Below are 308 nucleotides of genomic sequence, written 5' to 3'. Positions count from 1 at the left end.
GTTTTCGCCGGCATGGCAGAAGGAAGAATTGCCGCCGCCGGAGGCCCTGGGCCTGTTGCACCCCCACCCCCACCTCCACCACCGCCAGCACCGGCACCGGTGAGCGAACCCGGTAGCACGCCAGAAACAGCCGCCGATTTAGGTATTTTTAGTGGCACTCGGACTTTCGATAACTTTGTAGGTAGCGCTGACTCCAATGATTACTACCGCTTCACCCTTAACGAAGTCAAAGATTTTAGTCTAACCCTTGGGGGGATGACTGATAATGCAAACGTTGGGCTATATCTTGCCGAGGAACAAGTAGATGG

At 54.9% G+C, this 308-nt stretch carries 1 pseudogene; it reads left to right on the top strand.

The window, feature by feature from the left end:
- Positions 1-308: pseudogene (locus AC0QH1_RS19195) on the top strand (hypothetical protein); the annotation flags it as partial.

The sequence above is a fragment of the Phormidium sp. CCY1219 genome, assembly GCF_055795085.1.
Note: the sequence above shows the minus strand (reverse complement) of the source record. Positions and strands in the feature narration are given on the sequence as shown.